This window comes from Streptomyces sp. NPDC127119 (genome assembly GCF_042677425.1).
GTDB lineage: Bacteria > Actinomycetota > Actinomycetes > Streptomycetales > Streptomycetaceae > Streptomyces.
In genome coordinates, this window is sequence record NZ_JBHXTO010000158.1 from 1 (window position 1) to 21,324 (window position 21,324).

Consider the following 21,324-nt stretch of genomic DNA (forward strand, 5'->3'; position numbering starts at 1 on the left):
CCGGCGTCACCGTCTTCCTCACCACCCAGTACCTGGAAGAGGCCGACCAGCTCGCCGACCGCATCGCCGTCCTCAACAACGGCCGCATCGCCGCCCAGGGAACCGCCGAGGAACTCAAGCGCCTCATCCCCGGCGGACACGTACGCCTCCGCTTCACCGACCCCGGCGCCTACCAGAGCGCCGTGAGCGAAATGCGCGAGGCGACCCGGGACGACGAGGCGCTCGCGCTGCAGATCCCCAGCGACGGCAGCCAGCGCGAGCTGCGCTCCATCCTCGACTGGCTGGACTCCACCGGCATCGAGGCCGACGAACTCACCGTGCACACCCCCGACCTCGACGACGTCTTCTTCGCCCTCACCGGCGGCACCGACAAGACCCAGGAGGCTGTCCGATGAGCGCCCCCCTCGCCCCCGCCCGCCCGAGCCGCGTCTCCCTCGCGGTGCGCGACTCGTCGACGATGCTGCGCCGCAACCTGCTGCACGCCCGGCGCTACCCCTCCCTCACCCTGAACCTGCTGCTCACCCCGATCCTGCTGCTGCTGCTCTTCGTCTACATCTTCGGGGACGTGATGAGCGCGGGCATCGGCGGTGGGAGTCCCGACCGCTCCGAGTACATCGCGTACATCGTGCCGGGTCTGTTGCTGATGACCGTCGGCAACACCCTGGTCGGCACCGCGGTGTCCGTCTCCAACGACATGACCCAGGGCATCATCGCCCGCTTCCGCACCATGGCGATCCACCGCGGCTCGGTACTCATCGGGCACGTCGTCGGCAGCGTCCTCAAGGCGATCACGACCGTGCTCTTCGTCGGTGTCATCGCGGTGGCCATCGGCTTCCGGTCCAAGGACGCCTCGGCCCTGGAATGGCTCGCGGCATTCGGGCTGCTGGTGCTCTTCGCCCTGGCGCTCACCTGGATCGCGGTCGGCATGGGCCTGATCAGCCCGAGCATCGAGGCGGCCAGCAACAACGCCCTGCCGCTGGCCTTCCTCCCGCTCATCTCCAGCACCTTCGTGCCGGTGGACGCGATGCCGGGCTGGTTCCGGCCGATCGCCGAGTACCAGCCGTTCACCCCGACCATCGAGACCCTGCGCGGCCTGCTGCTCGGCACCGAGATCGGCCACAACGGCTGGATCGCGATCGCCTGGTGCCTGGCCCTCACCGCCCTCGGCTACTTCTGGTCGAAGTCGGTCTTCAACCGCGCCGCGAAGTAGCCGGGACGACCACCGCGACACGCGCCCCGGTTCGTCCGCAGAAGGGCGGCGTACCCCGACACCACGTCGGAGTACGCCGCCCTCTTCGCGCACCCAGTCACGACGTCCCTCGTCCCCACCGGCTTGCGCTTCCCCGGGACACGCCGCCAACGTGGACCGACACGACGAAGCGATCGCGTACGCCGCCGGGCCGACGCGCGCCGTCGTGTCAGCGCTTGCCCGGGGGCCGTGCCTCCGTGTCCCGTCGGCGGAACATCGCCGACAACCTCTTCGCGTGTGCACGCCGCTGCTCCGCGACGGCGCACGGCCCGCCTCCCGAGGCCCCTGACGTCACAGGGAGACGGAGACATCCTCATGTCGGTCAGCGCGAACACCGTGAGGGTCGCCGGGCAACCGCCGCCGCTGAGCCACGACGGAGTACACGAAGCCCGGCGCCGCCTGGCCGACCGCGTGGTGGACACGCCCGTGGTGCGCAGCGAGGAACTCGAACAGCTGGCCGGAGCCCGGCAGCCCCGGTGTGGTGACGCAGTCCACCGGCAACCACGCGACAGCCGTGGCGCCGGCGGCCGCCCAGTACGGACTCCCGGCCGTCGTGGTGCTGCCCACCGACGCCGCGCCGGCCAAGGTGGCACGGATCCGGGCCGCCGGCGCCGAGGTGCTCCAGGCGGGAAGCACCCTGGCCGAGCACGTCACGGTGGTCGACGAACTGACGCGCGCCCGCGGTCTCGACGAGATCGACCCCTACCAGAACCCGGACGTGGTGGTCGGCCAGGGCACCGCCACCGCCGACCTGCTGCACCAGGTGGACATGGTCGGCGGTCACCTGGAAGCGGTGGTCCTGCCGGTGGGGGCGGCAGCGCGCTGGCCGGTGCCTGCCTGGCCACCACAGGCCGGAGCATCGACCTCTACGGCGCCGAGCCCAGCGCCGTCCCCGCTCTGACAGCGACCCCGCGAGCCGGGAAACCGGTCACCGTGGACGCCGGGCCCACCCTCGCCGACAGGCTGCGTCCCGACCGCATCGGCCGGCTCCCCTACGATCTGGCCCACGACGTCGTCGCCGGGGTCTTCACGATCGAGGAAAGCGCATCGCCGAAGCGCTGCGCCTGCTCATCGAGCCCGCCGCCACCACCGCGGTGACGGGTGCGCTGCGCCTGGCCGCCGAGGGCCGCGCCCAGGACATCGGAAGGCTCTCTCACCACACCTGGACGTGCTCTGCGTCCAGTACCCGGGACGTCGGGACCGGCGTGCCGAGGACGGCCGGGCCTTCGTCTTCTTCGGCCACGGCACGGGTTCCGTCCTGGCCTTCGAGGTGGCCCGCCGCTACCAGGACGACACCGGCACCCCGCCGGCCCGGCTGCTCGCCTCCGGTTGTCCCCCGCCCTCCCTGCTGCGCGGCGGGACGGTGCACCGCCGTGACGACGACGGCATCATCGAGGAGTTGCGCGCCGTCGGCGGGACCGATCCCGTCTACCGACGGGCACGGTCAGGAGGTCAACGACCTCGTCTCCGGTACCGTCCGGGACCTCTCCGCCGCCCGGGAAGCCGTGCCCGGCGCGGGCTGAGCCGTCCACCGTCGTACCACGGCAGGGCGGACACCCCCGGTCGGCGGCAGCGACCGGGGGTGTCCGCCCTCCTCGTACGGGGCCCTTCCTACGGCAGGACCTCGCCTTCCTTCGTCCTTCTGCGCAGTGTCGGCCTGCTGGATCGGGTGAGGTCCTTCCAGGTGTCGCTCAGGCCGGCGACGGTGCGCACCGCGAACAGCGTGCGGATGGGCACCTCCTGATGCAGCTCCGCCCTGATCAGACCGGTCAGCCTGATGGCCCGCAGCGAGTTGCCGCCGTGGTCGAAGAAGTCGTCGTCGATGCCCACCCGGTCCAGGTCGAGAACGTCGGCGAACGCGTCGGCCAGCACCCGTTCGACGTGATTGCGCGGGGCCCGGTACGTCTCGTCGTCGAACGTGGGGTCCGGCAGCGCCGCCCTGTCCACCCGTCCGTCGGCGCCCAGCGGCAGCCGGTCCAGCGTCACGAACCCCGACGGGACCATGAACTCCGGCAGCCGCCCCGCCGTGAACCGGCGCAGTTCGCCACTGTCGACGGTCCACCCGCCGGCCGGGACCACGTAGGCCGTGAGGCGCCGCTCCCCGGACGGGTCACTGCCGACGGCCACCACGGACTGCGCGAGACCGGCGTGTTCGGCCAGCGCGTCCTCGACCTCGGCCGGCTCGACCCGGGCACCGCGGACGTCGACCTGGGTACCGGCCCGTCCCACGTACTCCAGGAGGCCGTCGGTACGCCACCGTGCCCGGTCCCCTGTGCGGTACATGAGCCCGCCGGCCACACCGAACGGGCAGGGCACGAAACGCTCCGCGGTCCGGGCGGGTTGCCCGGGACGGCCACGCGCAACGCCGGGCCCGGCCACGTACAGCTCTCCGGTCACGCCCGCGGGGACCGGCGCCAGCCCCGGTCCCAGTACGTAGAGGGCCGTGTTGTCCGTCGGTCGGCCGAGCGCGCCCGCCGGGTGCGTCGGCTCGTTCCCGGCCAGGCGGTGGGACACGGCGGACCCGGACGACTCCGCCGGGCCGTACCCGATGACGATCGCCGGTCGGGGGCAGGCCTCGCGCAGACGTCTCACGGTGGCCGCGGGCACCCGGTCACCCCCCGTCCACACCTCGCGCAACTCGGCGAGACACTCGGGGTGTTCCGCCGCGAGGGCCGAGAACAGGCCGACGGGCAGCCGTACCGTGGAGATCCCGTGTGCCGCCCGTGCCTCGGTCAGCGCGTCGGCGTCCAGCTCCCCCGCAGGCGCGACGACCACCCGGCCGCCGTTCATCAGCGGCGCCCACAGGTCCAGGGCAAGCGCGTGCGAGGTGGGCGGGGCGTGCCACAGCACGGTGCCGCTGCCGCCTGCCCGACGGTTGCGGTCCAGGACGAGCCGCTCCATGTTCCGGTGCGTCACGGCGACCGTCGTGATCGCGCCGGCCGTTTCGGAGCCGTACATCACGGCCAGCAGGCCGTCCTGACGGACGGGAACCGGCATCTGCGTCGCCGCGCCGCCGTCACGGGCGGCCTCCGACCAGAGGTCGTCGAGGGAGACCGCCGGAAGGCCCAGCTCGCGGGAGAGCCGGCCGGCCGTCGCCGTCCCGGTGAGCAGGACGCGCACCGCGGCGTCGGCGACGACCGGCCGGATCCGCTGCGCCGGGAGCGCCGGGTCGACCGGCAGGTAGGCCCCGCCCGCCTTCACCACGGCAAGGAGAGCGACGGCCAGGTCGACCGAGCGGGGCAGCGCCACCGCCACGACCGTCTCGGGTCCGACCCGCCGCCGGCGCAGCGCGTCGGCCAGGCGGCCGGAGCGCTCGTCGAGCTCCCGGTACGAGATCACCGAGTCCCCGGACACCAGTGCCACCTCGTCGGGGGCCCGCTCCACCTGGCGGGCGAACAGCTCCGGGATCGTCAGTCCCGGCAACGGCACCGCCGTGTCGTTCGGTGCCGTGAGCACCAGGTCCCGCGCGTCGCCGCCGACCACGTCGAGCTCACCGACCGGCAGACGCCCTTCGGAGGCCACCAGGGCGTGGACGTACGCGATCAGCTCCTCGCCGATGAAGCGCAGTTCCGCGCGGGAGTACAGGGCCGCGGGGGCGTCGAGCCGGATGAACAGGTCGCTGTCGGCCCTCCCGTCGGTGTAGACGCCGATCGCCAGTTCCTCGAACGTCCCGGTCGTCCCGCCGAGGAAGTGGGCCGGGCAGTCGGCGAAGCTGAGGTGTTCGGTGAACTCGACGACGTTGACGACGGCACCGAAACTGCCGCGGTCGTTCAGGACGGTGCCGCTCGCGCGCTGGATCTCCGAGTAGTGGCAGGCGGCGTGGTCGAAGATGTCGTACGTCTCGTCGCCGATGGTCTCGGCGATCTCGGTGAAGGTCGCGCCGAGGGGCACCCTCACCCGCACCGGCACGACGTTCACCGCCAGGCCGGGTGTCCGGCCGGCCGCACCGAGCCGGTTGGCGACGGCCAGCGAGAGCAGGAACTCCGGGCGGTCGCAGCGGTGCCTGAGGTAGACCGCCGTGGCCGCGGTGAACATCGACGACATCCACACGCCCAGGGACTTCGCGGCCTCGGTCCACGCGCCCGCGGCGGCGCGCGGGACTGTCAGTGTCCGGCTCACCATGCCGATGGGTTCGGTCAGTTCCCCCCACCGGTCGGCGCTGCAGGCCGGTTCGTCGAGCGCGGAGCGCGTCGTGTCGGAGAGGGGGATCCGTGGCAGCTGCGCGGGCGCGGGAGGGTCGGCCAGGTAGTCGCGCCAGAACTCCATGTCCTCGGCGAACCGGTCGGAGGCCTGGTACTCCGCCGCGTCGGCCGCGAAGGACTCGGCGTCCCACGGGTGCGGCGGTTCGGGTACGTCCTCGCCCCGTGACAGCGCGGTGTACACCTCTGCCAGGCGCCGCGACAGCAAGCCGGCCGCTCCGTAGCCGTCCGACACCAGGTGGTGGTAGATGATCACCACCACCGAGCGGGCCGCCGCGAGCTTCACCACACCCAGCCGGAACAGCAGGTCCCGCTCCAGGTCGAACGGCCGGCGCACCATGTCGGCGAGCGCTCGGCGCGCCGCCGTCTCGGGGTCGCCCTCGGCGCTGACGTCCAGATGGAAAGGCCGCCAGTCCCCCAACTCGCGGGGCACCAGGCGCAGCCCGCCGCCGTCATCGACGAAGGTGACGCGCAGCACCTCCGCCTCGCCCATCACGTGCAGGAACGCGGACTCCATGACCGACACGTCCAGGTCGCCCGCCACGTTCCACATGGTCAGTGCATGGTTGAGGGTGTCGGGAAACATTTCCTGCGCCCGCCACAACCCTTTGTGCGCAGACGACGCACCGAACGAACGCACAGAGATCATCCTTTCAGCAGAGCGGCCGGGAACCGGAGGCGTCCCGTGCATGCCGTGGGGTTCACCGCCGGTCACGACCGGTCATCGACGTCATGAGATGCCCGGCGACCCGCCTGGGGGTCGGGTGTCGCAGGACCAGGCCCGCTCTCAGCTTGAGCCCGGTCGACGCGGCCAGGCCCTTGCTCAGCTGTACCGAGAGCAGTGAGTCGAAGCCCATGTCCTTGAACTCCTGGTCGGGGTCGACGGCTTCGCCGGAGGCGTGCCCGAGCACGACCGCGACCCGGGTGAGGACGTGATCCAGGACGAGTGCCGTCGCCTCGTCGTCGGAAAGCGCCGCCAGCCGGTCCCGCAGGGCGACGGGCTCGTCGTCCACCGCGGGCGTGTGCAGCACGGGCACCTGCGCCCTCACCCCGGCGGGCGAGGAGTTCAGCCAGTAGCGCTGCCGCTGGAAGGCGTACGTCGGCAGGTCCACCCTCTTGCGGGTCCCGAGCAGGGCGTCCCAGTCCACCGTCCCGCCCTCGGCGTGGAACCGGGCCAGTGAGCCGAGCACGGCCTCCGCCTCGCCGCGGTCGCGTCGTGCCGAGGACAGGACCACCGCGTCGTCCAGATCTTCGACGATCTCCTGCACGGGGCCGGTGAGCACGGGGTGCGGGCTCATCTCGACGAACACCCGGAAACCGTCGCCCGCCAGCCGCCGGACGGAGGGTTCGAAGAGCACCTTCTCGCGCAGGTTGGTGTACCAGTAGTCACCGTTCAGCGCCGCGGTGTCGGTGATCTCGCCGTACAGGGTCGAGCAGAAGGGCAGGGCCGAGGTGGCCGGGCTCACGTCGGACAGCGCGTCGATCACGCGGTCGCGGACCCGGGTCACATGGGGGGAATGGGAGGCGTAGTCGACCTTGATCCGCTTGGCCTGCACGCCTTCGGCGGTCATCTTCTCGACGAACTCGTCGAGCGCGTCCGGTTCCCCGGACACCACCACGGAGCGGGGGCCGTTGACGACGGCGATTCCGACCCGGTCCCGCCACGGCGCGAGGAGGTCCTCCACCCGGTCCGCCGACTGGGCGACCGACGCCATCCCGCCATGACCGATCAGGTCCACCAGGGCCTTGCTGCGCAGCGCCACGACTCGGGTGGCGTCGCGCAGGGACAGGGCGCCGCACACGTGGGCGGCGGCTATCTCGCCCTGGCTGTGCCCCACCACCGCGGCCGGTTCCACGCCCCAGGAGCGCCACAGGGCGGCCGTGGACACCATCACGGAGAACAGGGCCGGCTGAACCACGTCCACCCGGTCCAGCGTCGGTGCCCCGGGGGCTCCGCGCACCACGTCGAGCAGCGACCAGTCGACCCACTCGGCCAGAGCGGACGCGCACGCGTCGAGGCTGCGCGCGAAGACGGGGAAGGTGTCGTACAGCTGACGCCCCATGCCGGCCCACTGCGACCCCTGTCCGGGGAACACGAAGACCGTCCCACCGCGTTCCGCGGCCGTGCCGCGCACGACCACGGCGGACTCCTGTCCGTCGGCGAGCGACGTCACGCCGCTCAGCAGCTCCTCCCGGTTCCGGCCCAGGACCACCGCGCGGTGCTCGAAGCGGGTCCGGCCGGTCACCAACGACCAGGCGGCGTCGGTGACATCGAGGTCCTCGTCGGCGGCGGCGAAGTCGCGCAGCTTGCGTGCCTGCCGCTCCACGGCCCCCGCGGTCCTGCCGGACAGCACCCACGGCACGAGGCCGCCGACGACACTCTCTTGCCTTTGCTCCTGTTCCTGTTCCTGTTCCGGGGCCTCTTCCAGGACGACGTGCGCGTTGGTGCCGCTGACCCCGAACGACGACACACCGGCCCGCCGCGGACCGTCCGCGCGGGTCCACTCCCGCCCCTCCGCCAGCAGTTCGACCGCGCCGGAGGACCAGTCAACGTGCCGTGAGGGCGTCTGCACGTGCAGAGTCTTCGGGAGCTGCCGATGCCGCACGGCCAGCACGGCCTTGATGATCCCGCCCACCCCGGCGGCGGCCATGGAGTGACCGATGTTCGACTTCAGGGACCCCAGCCACAGCGGCCTGCCCTCGGCACGCCCCTGCCCGTAGGTCGCCAGCAGGGCGCCCGCCTCGATGGGGTCGCCCAGCGTGGTCCCGGTGCCATGGGCCTCGATCAGGTCCACCTCGGAGGCCCGCAGTCCCGCGTTGGCCAGCGCCTTGCGGATCACCTTCTCCTGGGCGAGGCCGTTGGGAGCGGTCAACCCGTTGCTGGCCCCGTCCTGGTTGACGGCGGAACCGCGCAGGGCGGCCAGTACCGGATGGCCGTTGCGGCGGGCGTCGGAGAGCCGCTCCAGCAGCAGCACCCCCACCCCTTCGGACCAGCCGGTCCCGTCCGCCTGGTCCGCGAAGGACCGGCACCGGCCGTCGGGCGACAGGCCGCGCTGCCGGGAGAACTCCACGAAGAGCGCGGGCGTCGCCATCACCGCCGCCCCGCCCGCCAGGGCGAGCGAGCACTCACCCGAGCGCAGCGACTGCATCGCCAGATGCACGGCCACCAGCGACGACGAGCACGCCGTGTCCACGGTCATCGCCGGGCCCGTCAGGCCGAGCTCGTAGGCCACGCGGCCGGAGGCCACGCTCAGGGCGCTGCCTTGCAGCAGGTAGCCCTCCAGTTCGTTGGCGCCGGCCTCCAGGAAGCGCATGCCGTACTCGGGGGCGCTCACTCCGGAGAAGACACCGATCTCGGCGCCGCGTACGTCGGCGGGGACGATGCCCGCCCGTTCGAAGGCCTCCCACGACGTCTCAAGGAGCAGGCGCTGCTGGGGGTCGATCGCCAGTGCCTCCTTGGGGCTGATGCCGAAGAACCCCGCGTCGAAGGCGGCGGCGTCCGTCAGGAATCCTCCGTGCCGCACGTACGAGCTGCCGAGCGTGTCGGGGTCCGGGTCGTACAGGTCCGGCCATCCCCGGTCCTGCGGGAACTCGTCCACCACGTCCCTGCCGTCGCGGACGACGTCCCACAGCGCCTCGGGCGTGGCCACGCCTCCCGGGTAGCGGCACGCCATGGCGACCACGGCGATCGGCTCGCCGCGGCCGGCCTTGAGTGCCTCGTTCTCCCGCCGCAGGCGGTCGCGTTCCTCCAGCAGCGCGCGGAGGGCCCGTTGGACCCGGTCCCCGCCCTCCGCCGCGCGCTCCGCGGAGTCGTCCATGTCAGTTACCCCTCTCGTCCAGGGCCAGGTCCACGAGTGCGTCCAGGTCCAGGGCGGCCAGTACGTCGGTGCCGGTGTCCGCCGTGCCGGTGTCCTGCTCTTGGCCGGCGGTGGTCGGCGCGGGCGGGTCGGCGAGCGCGAGGACCAGGTCCAGGACGCCCGCGCTGCGGAGTTTCCCGATCGGGACGGTCCGCAGCACCTGCCGGATCTGCGCGTCCTCGGCCGGTCCGTCGTCCCCCGCCGTGCGCAGCAGGCCGAGCAGGTGCCGTCCCAGTTCTCGGGGGGTCGGGTAGCTGAAGACGAGCGTGGGGGCCAGCCGCAGCCCGGTCGACGACGCCAGCCGGTTGCGCAGTTCGACCGCGGTCAGCGAGTCGAAGCCGATGTCCTTGAACGCCTTGTCGAGGTGGACGGTGTCGGGCGTGCTGTGGCCCAGGACCAGCGCGATGTCGGTGCGGACGAGGGTGGCGAGGGCGTCCTCGGCCTCCTCGGGCGACAGGCGGGCCAGGCGATCGCGGAGTGGGGTGGCACCGGTCGCGGTGGCCGCGGCAGCTCTGCGGACGCCGGTGCGCACCAGGCCCCGGAGGACGGCGGGCAGAGTGCCGGTCTCCAGCTGGGGCCGGAGCAGGGCGGGGACGATCCTGGCCGGGACCAGACAGGCGGCGTCCGTGGCCCGGGCCGTCTCGAACAGCGCCATCCCTTCCGCCGCCGTGAGGGGCTTGATGCCGAGGCGGGCCATCCGGCTCAGGTCGACGTCGTCCAGGTGGCCGGTCATGCCGCTGCTGTCCGACCACAGTCCCCAGGCCAGGGAGGTGGCGGGCAGCCCGGCGGCCCGGCGGTGTTCGGCCAGTGCGTCCAGGAAGACGTTGGCCGCGGCGTAGTTGCCCTGGCCCGGCGTGCCAAGCACGCCCGCCGCGGAGGAGAAGAGAACGAATTCGGCGAGGTCCGTGCCGCGGGTCAGCTCGTGCAGGTGCCAGGCGGTGTCGGCCTTGGGGCGGAACACGCGCTCGATCCGCTCCGCCGTCAGGGAGGTGACGGTGCCGTCGTCGAGGAGCCCGGCGGTGTGCACGACGGCGGTCAGCGGGTGTTCCCCGGGGATGGCCGCCAGGAGCGCGGCCAGGGCGTCGCGGTCGGCGGTGTCGCAGGCGGCGATCGTGACCTTCACCCCCATCTCGGTGAGTTCCGCGGCGAGTTCGGGCGCGCCCGGTGCGTCCGGACCGCGCCGGCCGGCCAGCAGCAGATGTCCGGCCCGCCCGGCCGAGGCATACCGGCGGGCGAACAGCGCGCCGAGGGTGCCCGTGCCACCGGTGATGAGGACCGTGCCGCCCTCGGCGGGCTCCGGCACGGTGTCCGCGTCCGTGGCCGGCGGGGTCTCCCGCACGAGCCGGGGGACGTACACCTGCGGGTCGTCGGCGCACAGGGCCGCCTGCGGCTCGCCGCTCGCCAGCGCCGCACGGAAGGACTCGGCGGGGACGGCGTGCTCGTCGGCCAGGTCGATCACGGTGAAGCGGCCGGGGTTCTCGGTCTCGGCGGTGCGGATCAGTCCCCAGACGGCGGCGTCCGCCGGCTCGGGCGAGTCGGTGCCGGGTCGGACGGCGACGGCTCGCCTGGTGACGAACACGAGCCGGCTGTCGGCCAGGCGCTCCTCGGCCAGCCACGCCTGGATCAGGTCGACGGCGTACTGGACGGCCTCACGGGCGGAGCGGGGGACGTCACCGTCCGCACCGGAGCGCCCCAGGAGGCCGGTGGCGATGACCACGTCGGGAAGGGGATCGGTGCCTTCCGCCACCAGCGACGCCGGCCTCTCATGGCAGTCGGCCGCGGCCCCACCGGGCAGCGAGGCGGCCAGGGCCTCGGGAAGGGCGGCGCCCAGGAACGCCACGCGGTCGGTGGTCCGTGTCTCCTGGACGGCCGCGGGAGTCCACGCCAGGCGGAACAGGTGGCTCTCCCCTCCCGCCGTGACGGCCTGGGCCAACTGCCCGGTGCTGATGGGCCGCATGGCCAGCGACGCCGCTTCGGCCACCGGCTGCCCGGCGGGATCGGCCAGGCTGATCCGCAGCGTCCCCGCGTCGGCGGGGGCGATCCGCACGCGCAGCGCCCGGGCGCCCACGGCGTGCAGGCGGACGTGCGACCAGGCGAACGGCAGGAGGACCTGCTCCGGGTCCTGCTCGGGGCCGGTGCCGATGATCGGGTGGAGCGCGGCGTCGAAGAGCGCGGGGTGGATGCCGTAGTGGCCGGCACCGGGGGTGTCGTCCGCGGGGAGGGCGACCTCGGCGTACAGGGTGTCGTCGCGGCGCCAGAGGGCCGTCAGGCCCTGGAAGGCGGTGCCGTACTGGTAGCCGCGGTCGGCGAGACGGTCGTAGAAGGTGTCGGTCGGTACGGGAGTGGCGCCGGCCGGCGGCCAGGCCGCCAGGTCCGCCCATGCGGCCGGGTCGGGCGCGGCAGGCGGCGGGGCGAGGGTGCCGGTGGCGTGGCGGGTCCAGGACCGGTCGGGTGTGGCGTCGTCGGGCCGGGAGTGGATGGTGAGGACTCGGCGACCGTGGCCGTCGGCCGCCTCCACGTGCACCTGCAACTGGAGGCCGCCGGTGGCCGGGAGGGTGAGGGGCGCTTCGAGGGTGAGGTCCTCCAGGTCCGCGGTGTCGGTGGCCTGCCCGGCGTGCAGGGCCAGTTCGACGAAGGCGGTGCCGGGCAGCAGGGGCGTGCCGTGGACGGCGTGGTCGGCCAGCCAGGGGTGGCCCCGCAGCGACAGGTGCCCGGTGAAGACGTGGCGGTCGCCGTCCGCGAGGGCGACCGCGGCACCGAGCAGCCCGTGGTCGGCGGCGTGCAGGCCCAGGGCGCGGGGATCGGCGCTGCCCGTGGTCTGCCGGCTCCAGTAGTGCTGCCGTTGGAAGGGGTAGGTCGGCAGGTCGAGGTGGGTGGGCAGGGTGGCCGGGTAGAAGCGCGACCAGTCGGACGTGGCGTGGGTGTGGACGGTGGCCAGCGAGGTCAGCACGCGCTGCCAGGTGTCGTCGTCGCGGCGCAGGGTGCCGGTGACGGCGACCTCCGCCTTCGTGTGGTTCTCGACGGTCTCCTGGAGGGGGTGGGTGAGCACCGGGTGGGGGCTGACCTCGACGAACAGGGTGTGCCCGTCGTCCAGCAGGGCCCGCGTGGTCGCCTCGAAGGCCACCGTGGTCCGCAGGTTCTCGTACCAGTACGCCGCGCCCATCGCCGTCGTGTCGCTCATCGCGCCCCCGGCGTGGTCGCCCACCGTCGAGTGGAACGCCACCTCGGCCCGGCGCGGGCGCACCGGGGCCAGCAGGTCCAGGAGCCGGTCGTGGAGCGCCTCGACGTGCGGGGTGTGGGAGGCGTAGTCCACCGGGATCCTCCGGGCCCGGATGCCCGCGTCCTCGCAGTGTGCGACGACTTCCGCCAGCGCGTCGGCGTCCCCGGCGACCACGGTGGCCGACGGCCCGTTGACCGCGGCGACGACCACCCGTCCCGCCCATCGGCCGATGGTTTCCTCGGCGTCCGCCACGGCCAAGGGCAGGGAGACCATGCCGCCGTGGCCCGCGATGTCGGTGATGGCCCGGGAGCGCAGGGCCACGATGCGCGCGGAGTCCTCCAGCGACAGCACGCCGGCGATGTGCGCGGCGGCGATCTCCCCCTGGGAATGGCCCACCACGGCGTCGGGAGTGACGCCCAGGTGTTCCCACAGCCGGGCGAGGGAGATCATCATCGCCCACAGCGCCGGCTGCACGACGTCGACCCGGTCCAGGGCGGGGGCGCCCGGTGCCTGGTCGAGCACGTCGAGAAGGTTCCAGCCGGTGTACGGCTCCAGGGCCGCAGCGCACGCGGTGAGGTGCGCGGCGAACACCGGCGAGGTGCGCGTCAGTTCCACGCCCATGCCGGCCCACTGCGAGCCCTGGCCCGGGAACACGAAGACCGTCCGGCCCGGCTGGGCGGCCGCCGTGCCCGTGACCACCAGCCGTGACGGCTCCCCGGCGGCCAGCGCGGCCAGCGCGGCGCGGTAGTCGGCCGGTTCACGGCCGATCACCACCGCCCGGTGCTCGAACAGGGAGCGGTTCGTCGCCAGCGCGTGGCCGATCTCGGCCGGTGTCACCCCGGGAGTGCGGTCGAGATGCTCCAGCAACTGCCGGGCCTGCTCCGCCAGCGCCGCCGGTGACTTCGCCGACACGGGCCATGGCAGCGCCCCGTCCGTCACCACCGCCGGCTCCGGCGCACCGTCGGCCGGGACTCCCCCGTCCGCACCATCGCCGTCGTCGTCCTGCGGGGCCTGTTCCACGATGAGGTGGGCGTTGGTACCGCTGATGCCGAACGAGGAGACCCCCGCGCGCCGCGGACGTCCGGTGTCGGGCCAGGGGCGTTCCTCGGTGAGCAGTTCCACCGCTCCCGCGCTCCAGTCGACGTGCGGGGTCGGCTCGTCCACGTTCAGTGTGCGGGGCAGCACCCCGTGCCGCAGGGCCATCACCATCTTGATCACACCGGAGACGCCGGCGGCCGCCATGCTGTGGCCGATGTTCGACTTCAGCGAGCCCAGCCACAGCGGCCGGTCCTCGGGCCGGCTCCGGCCGTAGGTGGCGATCAGGGCCTGCGCCTCGATCGGGTCGCCCAGTCTGGTGCCCGTGCCGTGGGCCTCGACCGCGTCGACCTCCTGCGGGGTCAGCCGGCCGTTGGCGAGGGCCTGGCGGATGACGCGCTCCTGGGACGGCCCGTTGGGTGCGGTCAGGCCGTTGCTCGCGCCGTCCTGGTTGACCGCCGAGCCACGTACCACCGCCAGCACCCGGTGGCCGTTGCGCCGCGCGTCGGAGAGCCGCTCCAGCAGCAGGATTCCGACGCCCTCGCTCCAGCCCGTGCCGTCCGCGGCAGCCGCGAAGGACTTGATGTGCCCGTCGGGCGCCAGCCCGCGCTGCCGGCTGAACTCGGTGAGTACGCCCGGGGTGGACATCACCGCCACCCCGCCGGCCACCGCGAGGGTGCACTCCCCCTGACGCAGCGCGTGCGCCGCCTGGTGCAGCGCCACCAGCGAGGACGAGCACGCCGTGTCGATGGTGAGCGCCGGGCCCTCCAGGCCGAGGAAGTAGGCGAGCCGGCCGGAGAGCACGCTGGTCGTCTTGCCGGTCAGCATGAGGCCGTCGAGGCCGTCCGTGGCCTCGTGCAGCAGCGAGCCGTACTCCTGGGGCATGGCACCGACGAAGACACCCGTCCGGCTGCCGTGCACCGATTCCGGGCGGATGCCCGCCCGCTCGAACGCCTCCCAGGCGACCTCCAGCAGCAGCCGCTGCTGCGGGTCCATGGCGAGCGCCTCGCGGGGTGCGATGCCGAAGAAGTCGGCGTCGAACTCGCCCGCGTCGTAGAGGAAGCCGCCCTCGCGGACGTAGCTCTTGCCCCGCTGGTCGGGGTCGGGGTCGTAGAGCCCCTCAAGGTCCCAGCCGCGGTCTGTCGGCAGGCCCGAGATCCCGTGACCGCCGGACATCACCAGTTCCCACAGGTCCTCGGGGGACGCCACGCCGCCGGGAAGGCGGCAGCTCATACCCACGATGGCGACGGGCTCGTCCAGCGCGGCGGACGCGGCCACGGGGCGGGCGGCCGGCGGGGTCTCCCCGAGCAGTTCACCGCGCAGGTGCCGCACCATCGCGGCCGGCGTCGGATGGTCGAAGACCGCTGTCGCCGACAGGCGCACACCGAAGGCCTTGCTCAAGCGGTTGCGCAACTCCACCGAGGCCAGCGAGTCGAAGCCGATGTCCTTGAACCTGCTGTCCGCCCGCACCGCCTCCGGTGTCGCGTGCCCGAGCACGGTCGCGGTGTGGGCGCGTACCGCCTCCATGAGTTCGCGCTCGGCGTCGGCGCCCCCGGTGAACCGCGGCCCGCCGACGGCGCCGAACGAACCGGCCGCGGCGGCGCGGCGTGCGCGACGGGGACGCACCAGTGAGCCGAGGACCGCGGGGAGCGCACCGGTGTCGGCGCGGGCGAGCCGCTCGGTGTCGAGGCGTGCCGGGACGAGCGTCGGTTCGTCCCGGACACTCGCCGCGTCGAACAGGGCGAGTCCCTCGTCGGACCGCAGGGGCAGCAGCCCCATGCGGGCCATGCGGGCCAGGTCCGCCCGGCTGAGATCCGCCGTCAGCTCGCCGCGCTCGTCCCAGAGGCCCCAGGCCAGCGACGTGGCCGCGAGTCCCTGTGCCCGGCGGTGGACGGCCAGGGCGTCGAGGTAGACGTTCGCGGCCGCGTAGTTGCCCTGTCCGGCGCCGCCGAGCGCGCCCATCACCGAGGAGAACAGCACGAACGCCGCCAGGTTCTGCCCCTGGGTGAGCCGGTGCAGGTGCCATGCCGCGTCCGCCTTGGGCCGCAGTACCGCTTCCAACTGCTCGGGCGTCAGCGTGGAGACCAGGCCGTCGTCCAGGACACCCGCCGTGTGCACGACCGCGGTCAGCGGGTGCTCGGCCGGTATGTCCTCCAGCAGCCCGGACAGCGCCTGCGGGTCGGAGACATCGCACGCCACCGCCACGGCCGTCGCCCCCAGCCCGGTCAGCCGCTCGACCAGTTCCGCGGCGCCCGCGGCGGCGGGCCCGCGACGGCTGACCAGCAGCAGCCGCCGGGCCCCGTACGCGGTCACCAGGTGCCGCGCGAAGAGCCCGCCCAGGGTGCCGGTGCCGCCGGTGATCAGCACCGTGCCCTCCGGATCCCAGCCGGCCGGCACACTCACGTCCGGGCGTCCCGCCGGCCGCTCGCCGGGGGAGGCCGACGTGCCACTGGTCCGCACCAGGCGGGGTACGACGACCTCTCCCCCGCGCAGCGCGAACTGCGGCTCCCCGTCCGCGAGCGCGGCGGGCAGGGCGTGCAGCGAACGCTCGTCCTCGTCGACGTCGACGAGGACGAACCGGCCCGGGTTCTCCGTCTGCGCGGTGCGCAGCAGGCCCCACACCGGTGCGGAGGCGAGATCCGGCCGCTCCGCGGCGACCGCCACCGCGCCACGGGTGACCACCACGAGCCTGGTGTCGGCGAACCGCTCCTCGGCGAGCCATGACTGCACCAGGGACAGCGCCTTGAGCAGTTCGGCCCGTACGGCGGCAGGGTCGCCAGCGGCGGCGTCCTCGCCGGGCGGCCGGCAGGACAGCACGGACGCGGGCTTCGGGTCGGACGTCGGGTCCGTGGCCGAGGTGGTGCCGACGGTCCCCGCATCCGCCTCCAACGCGTCGGCGAGCGCGGGCAGGTCGGCGTACCGCCGCACGGATGCGGAGTCCCCGACGGTGGCGAGCCCGAACGGGTCGTCGCCCACCAGTGCCCACGGGCCGGCCGGTGTGGCGGCTGCGGCCGGCACCTCCCGCTTCACCCACTCCATGCGGAACAGCGCGTCGTGGTGTCCGCCCGGTGCTCCGCCGAGCTTCCCGGGGTCGGCGGGGCGCATCACCAGGGAGCCGATCGACGCGACGGGCGCGCCCTCGGTGTCGGCGAGCTCCACCACGAGGGCGTCCGTACCGTTCGGGGCGAGCCGCACCCGCACGTTCCTGGCATCGGCCACGTACAGACGTACGTCGGACCAGACGAACGGCAGCCTCGGCCGCTCCGGTTCCCGCCCGGCCCCGGCCTGCGGGCTGAGCCCGGCGTGCAGGGCCGCGTCGAGCAGCGCGGGGTGGATGCCGAAGGCCGCCGCCTCGGGGTGCCGCTCCTCGGGCAGCGCCACCTCGGCGTACACCTCGTCACCCCGCTTCCACAGGTTCCGCACTCCCCTGAACGCGGGGCCGTACTGGTAGCCGAGGGCGGCCAGCGCCGGGTAGAGGTCGTCGGGATCCACTGGAAGCGCGCCGTCCGGCGGCCACGCCCGGGCGTCCCACGGCGTTGACGCCGGCCCGCCCGTGACGAGGACACCCGTGGCATGGCAGGTCCAGAGCGCACCCGTCCCCTCGGCGTCGGGCCGGGAGTAGACGCTCACGGAGCGCCGGCCGGAGTCGTCGCGCTCGGCCGCTTCGACGCGCAGCTGAACGCCGCCGGTGGCCGGCAGGACGAGCGGTGCCTTCAGGGTGAGTTCCTCAAGTCGGTCGCAGTCCACCTCGTCCCCCGCGCGGAGCGCCATCTCGACGAAGGCCGTACCCGGCAGCAGAACGGTGTCGGAGATCGCGTGGTCGGCCAGCCAGCCGTGTGTCTGCAGCGACACCCGGCCGGTCAGCACGGTGACGTCCGTCCCCGCCAGTTCCACGGCCGCGCCGAGCAGCGGGTGCGCGAGCACCGCCTGCCCCACCGCGGCCGCGTCCGCCGCGCTGCCGGGCAGGTCGATCCAGTAGTGCTGTCGTTGGAAGGGATAGGTGGGCAGGTCGAGGTGGGTGGACCCGGTGGCGGGGAAGAAGGCCGACCAGTCGACAGCGGCATGCGTGTGGACGGTGGCCAACGACGTCAGCACGCGCTGCCACGTGTCGTCATCACGACGCAGAGTGCCCGTGACCACCACCTCACCCGCACCCGCACGCGCCCCGGCCGTCTCCTGAAGAGAGTGCGTGAGCACCGGATGCGGACTGACCTCAACAAACAGCGAATGCCCATCGTCCAACAACGCGTCCGTGGCACTCTGAAAATGGACAGCCGTCGCCAGATTGTCGTACCAGTACTCCGCACCCATCACCGTGGTATCAGCCACCGGCCCACCAAGATGACCCTCCACCGTGGAATAGAACGCAACCTCGGCCTGGCGCGCCTCCACCGGAGCCAGCAATTCAAGCAACTGGTCACGCAACGGGTGCACATAAGACGTGTGCGAGGCGTAGTCGATAGGAACACGACGAGCACGCACACCCACCACCGCACAATGCGCCAACAACTCCTCGACAGCGTCGATGTCACCGGCCACCACCGTCGCCGACGGCCCATTGACCGTGGCCACCACCAACCGCCCCTGCCACCCCGCGATCAGCTCCGAAGCCTCAGCCACAGGAAGCGGCAGGGAGACCATGCCACTGCGGCCCGCGATCCCGACCAGGGCCTGAGAACGCAACGCCACCACACGCGCCGCATCCTCCAACGACAACACCCCCGCGATATGCGCCGCGGCGATCTCACCCTGGGAATGCCCCACCACCGCATCCGGAATGACCCCCAGGTCCTCCCACAGCCGGGCCAACGACACCATCACCGCCCACAACGCAGGCTGGACAACACCATCACCCTCCAGAACGGGAGCACCCCCGACCCGACGAAGGACATCAACCAGGTTCCAGCCGGTGAACGGCTCCAACGCCGCCGCACACACCGCAAGATGCCCGGCAAAAACCGGACTCACAGCCATCAACCCCACACCCATACCGACCCACTGCGAACCCTGACCCGGAAACACGAACACCGTCCCACCCGGCCGGACCGCAGCAGCACCGGTAACCACCCGGGCAGAAGGCTCACCCGCCGACAGCGCACCCAACGCCACCCGGAAGTCACCCGGCTCACCACCGATCAACACCGCCCGATGATCAAACAGGGAACGGTTCATCGCCAGCGCGCGGCCGATCTCAGCCGGCGTCGCCCCCGGAGTGCGGTCGAAATGCTCCAACAAACGCCGCGCCTGCTCCGCCAACGCCACCGAGGACTTCGCCGACACCGGCCATGGCAGCGCCCCGTCCGTCACCACCACCGATCCCGGAACACCCACATCCGGGACACCCTCATCCCGGGGAGCCTGTTCCACGATGAGGTGGGCGTTGGTGCCACTGATGCCGAACGACGAGATGGCGGCACGTCGCGGGTGGCCGCTCTCCGGCCACGGCCGGCTTTCGGTGAGGAGTTCCACCGCCCCCTCGGCCCAGTCCACGTGCGAGGACGGCCGGTCCACGTGGAGGGTCCGGGGCAGGGTGCCGTGCCGCATGGCCATGACCATCTTGATGACGCCACCCACGCCCGCCGCGGCCTGGGAGTGGCCGATGTTCGACTTCAGCGAGCCCAGCCACAACGGCCGGTCCCCGGGCCGGTCCTTGCCGTACGTGGCCAGTAGCGCCTGTGCCTCGATGGGGTCACCGAGAGCGGTCCCGGTCCCATGCGCCTCGACGGCGTCGACCTCCAGCGCCGACAGGCCGGCGCCGGCCAGGGCGTGGCGGATGACACGCTCCTGGGAGAGCCCGTTGGGGGCGGTCAGGCCGTTGCTCGCGCCGTCCTGGTTGATCGCCGAGCCGCGTACCACCGCCAGCACCCGGTGGCCGTTGCGCCGCGCCTCGGAGAGCCGCTCCAGCAGCAGCAGGCCCACACCCTCCGCCCAGGCCGTGCCGTCCGCCGCCTCGGCGAACGCCTTGCACCGCCCGTCCGCCGCGAGCCCGCGCTGCCGGCTGAACTCGACGAACATGCCCGGGGTGGCCATCACGGCGACGCCGCCGGCCAGCGCGAGATCGCAGTCGCCGTTGCGCAGCGCCTGGGCCGCCATGTGCATCGACACCAGTGAGGAGGAGCACGCGGTGTCCACCGTCACGGCCGGACCCTGCAGGCCGAGGGCGTACGCGATGCGGCCCGAGGCGACGCTCGCGGTGTTGCCGGTCAGCAGGTACCCGTCGAAGCCGGCGACACCGTCGTGCAGGTGAGGACCGTACTCCTGAGTGGTCGCGCCGACGAAGACGCCGGTCTGGCTGCCGCGCAGCGTGGTCGGGTCGATGCCCGCCCGCTCGATCGCCTCCCAGGAGGTCTCCAGGAGCAGCCTCTGCTGGGGGTCCATCGCGGTGGCCTCGCGCGGGCCGATCCCGAAGAACGCGGGGTCGAACGCCGCCGCGTCGGACAGGAATCCGCCCTTGGTGACGTAGGAGGTGCCGAGCCGGTCCGGGTCGGGATCGAGAAGCTTGTCGGTGTCCCAGTTGCGGTCGGCGGGGAAGTCGGTGATGGCGTCGACGCCATCGCTGACCAGGCGCCACAGGTCCTCGGGGGTGCGCACGTCTCCCGGGTAGCGGCAGGCCATGCCCACAATGGCGAGGGGTTCGTCCGCGTCGGCCGGGGTCCGGGCACCGGGAGCGGTGTCTCCCGTCTCCGCGGAACCCACCAGCTCGGTCCGCAGATGGCGGGCGACGTCTGCGGGCGTCGGGTGGTTGAACAGCAGCGTCGACGGGAGCTCCAGGCCCGTGAGGGCACTGAGCCGGTTACGCAGTTCGACGGAGGCGAAGGAGTCGAACCCGAAGTCCTTGAACGTGCGGTCGCCGTCCACCGTCTGCGGGGTGACCCGTCCGGTGATGAGGGCGACCTCGGCGCGGATCCGGTCGGTGAGGATCTGTTCCTGCTGGGTCCGGGAGACCTTGGTGAGGCGGTCGAGCAAAGGCGACGACGCACCGGCCTCGGCGGGAGCGATGCCCTCGGGCTGGTCCGCGGTCGGCTCGGAGCCCGCGTCGGCATCGGTATCGGTGTCGGCGAGGCCGGCCGTCGGCAGGTCGATCCAGTGGCGCTGTCGTTGGAAGGGGTAGGTGGGCAGGTCGAGGTGGGTGGGCCGGGTGGCGGGGAAGAAGGCCGACCAGTCGACGGCGGCGTGGGTGTGGACGGTGGCCAGCGAAGTCAGCACGCGCTGCCACGTGTCGTCGTCGCGGCGCAGAGTGCCGGTGACGACGACCTCACCGGCGCCGGTACGGTCCCCGGCGGTCTCCTGGAGGGCGTGGGTGAGCACCGGGTGGGGGCTGACCTCGACGAACAGGGTGTGCCCATCGTCCAGCAGCGCGTCCGTGGCACTCTGGAAATGGACAGCGGTGGCCAGGTTGTCGTACCAGTACTCCGCACCCATCACCGTGGTGTCGGCCATCGGCCCGCCGAGGTGACCCTCCACCGTGGAATAGAACGCGACAGTCGCCGACCGCGCCTCCACCGGAGCCAGCAGTCCCAGCAACCGATCGCGAAGCGGATGCACATGAGACGTGTGCGAGGCGTAGTCGATGGGAACGCGGCGAGCACGCACACCCTCGACCACGCAGTGCGCCAACAACTCCTCGACAGCGTCGATGTCACCGGCCACCACGGTCGCCGACGGCCCGTTGACCGTGGCCACCACCAACCGCCCCTGCCACCCCGCGATCAGCTCCGAAGCCTCAGCCACAGGAAGCGGCAGGGAGACCATGCCACTGCGGCC

At 72.9% G+C, this 21,324-nt stretch carries 6 protein-coding genes and 2 pseudogenes; 4 read left to right on the forward strand and 4 right to left on the reverse strand.

The window, feature by feature from the left end; all coding sequences use genetic code 11:
- The 3 genes and pseudogenes from ACFVH5_RS38180 to ACFVH5_RS38190 all read left to right on the forward strand — a co-directional run.
- A pseudogene (locus ACFVH5_RS38180) lies at positions 1–395 on the forward strand (ABC transporter); the annotation flags it as partial.
- The gene (locus ACFVH5_RS38185) at positions 392–1,210 is read left to right on the forward strand and encodes an ABC transporter permease (protein WP_267030159.1); all 819 of its coding nucleotides are present in this window, start codon (positions 392–394) and stop codon (positions 1,208–1,210) included. The pseudogene ACFVH5_RS38180 and the gene ACFVH5_RS38185, both read left to right, overlap by 4 nt.
- Positions 1,211–1,727: 517 nt before the next feature.
- Positions 1,728–2,150, forward strand: a complete 423-nt coding sequence (locus ACFVH5_RS38190) for a pyridoxal-phosphate dependent enzyme (protein WP_385838292.1) — start codon at positions 1,728–1,730, stop codon at positions 2,148–2,150.
- Positions 2,151–2,241: 91 nt separating this feature from the next.
- Here ACFVH5_RS38190 and ACFVH5_RS38195 read toward each other — a convergent pair whose 3' ends face one another.
- The gene (locus ACFVH5_RS38195) at positions 2,242–2,406 is read right to left on the reverse strand and encodes a hypothetical protein (protein ID WP_385838293.1); all 165 of its coding nucleotides are present in this window, start codon (positions 2,404–2,406) and stop codon (positions 2,242–2,244) included.
- An 11-nt stretch (positions 2,407–2,417) separates the two neighbouring features.
- Between ACFVH5_RS38195 and ACFVH5_RS38200 the strand changes: the two genes are divergently transcribed.
- Positions 2,418–2,993: a thioesterase II family protein gene (locus ACFVH5_RS38200; RefSeq protein WP_385838294.1), complete on the forward strand. Its 576-nt coding sequence runs from the start codon at positions 2,418–2,420 to the stop codon at positions 2,991–2,993.
- On the opposite strand, the pseudogene ACFVH5_RS38205 reads toward ACFVH5_RS38200, so the two are convergent.
- From ACFVH5_RS38205 to ACFVH5_RS38215, 3 genes and pseudogenes are all read right to left on the reverse strand, one after another.
- Positions 2,948–6,139, reverse strand: a pseudogene (locus ACFVH5_RS38205) (amino acid adenylation domain-containing protein); the annotation flags it as partial. The gene ACFVH5_RS38200 and the pseudogene ACFVH5_RS38205 sit on opposite strands and share 46 nt — an antisense overlap.
- Before the next feature lie 10 nt (positions 6,140–6,149).
- Entirely contained in the window at positions 6,150–9,266 is a 3,117-nt protein-coding gene (locus ACFVH5_RS38210; protein WP_385838295.1) for a type I polyketide synthase, read from the reverse strand.
- A gap of 1 nt (position 9,267) precedes the next feature.
- Positions 9,268–21,312: an SDR family NAD(P)-dependent oxidoreductase gene (locus ACFVH5_RS38215; RefSeq protein WP_385838296.1), complete on the reverse strand. Its 12,045-nt coding sequence runs from the start codon at positions 21,310–21,312 to the stop codon at positions 9,268–9,270.
- Positions 21,313–21,324: the final 12 nt, after the last annotated feature.

Excerpts from the sequence above, each read along its gene's own strand:
- ACFVH5_RS38185 (WP_267030159.1), top strand. The coding sequence starts at position 392 with ATGAGCGCCCCCCTCGCCCCCGCCCGCCCGAGCCGCGTCTCCCTCGCG.
- ACFVH5_RS38210 (WP_385838295.1), bottom strand. The coding sequence starts at position 9,266 with ATGGACGACTCCGCGGAGCGCGCGGCGGAGGGCGGGGACCGGGTCCAA.
- ACFVH5_RS38215 (WP_385838296.1), bottom strand. The coding sequence starts at position 21,312 with ATGGTCTCCCTGCCGCTTCCTGTGGCTGAGGCTTCGGAGCTGATCGCG.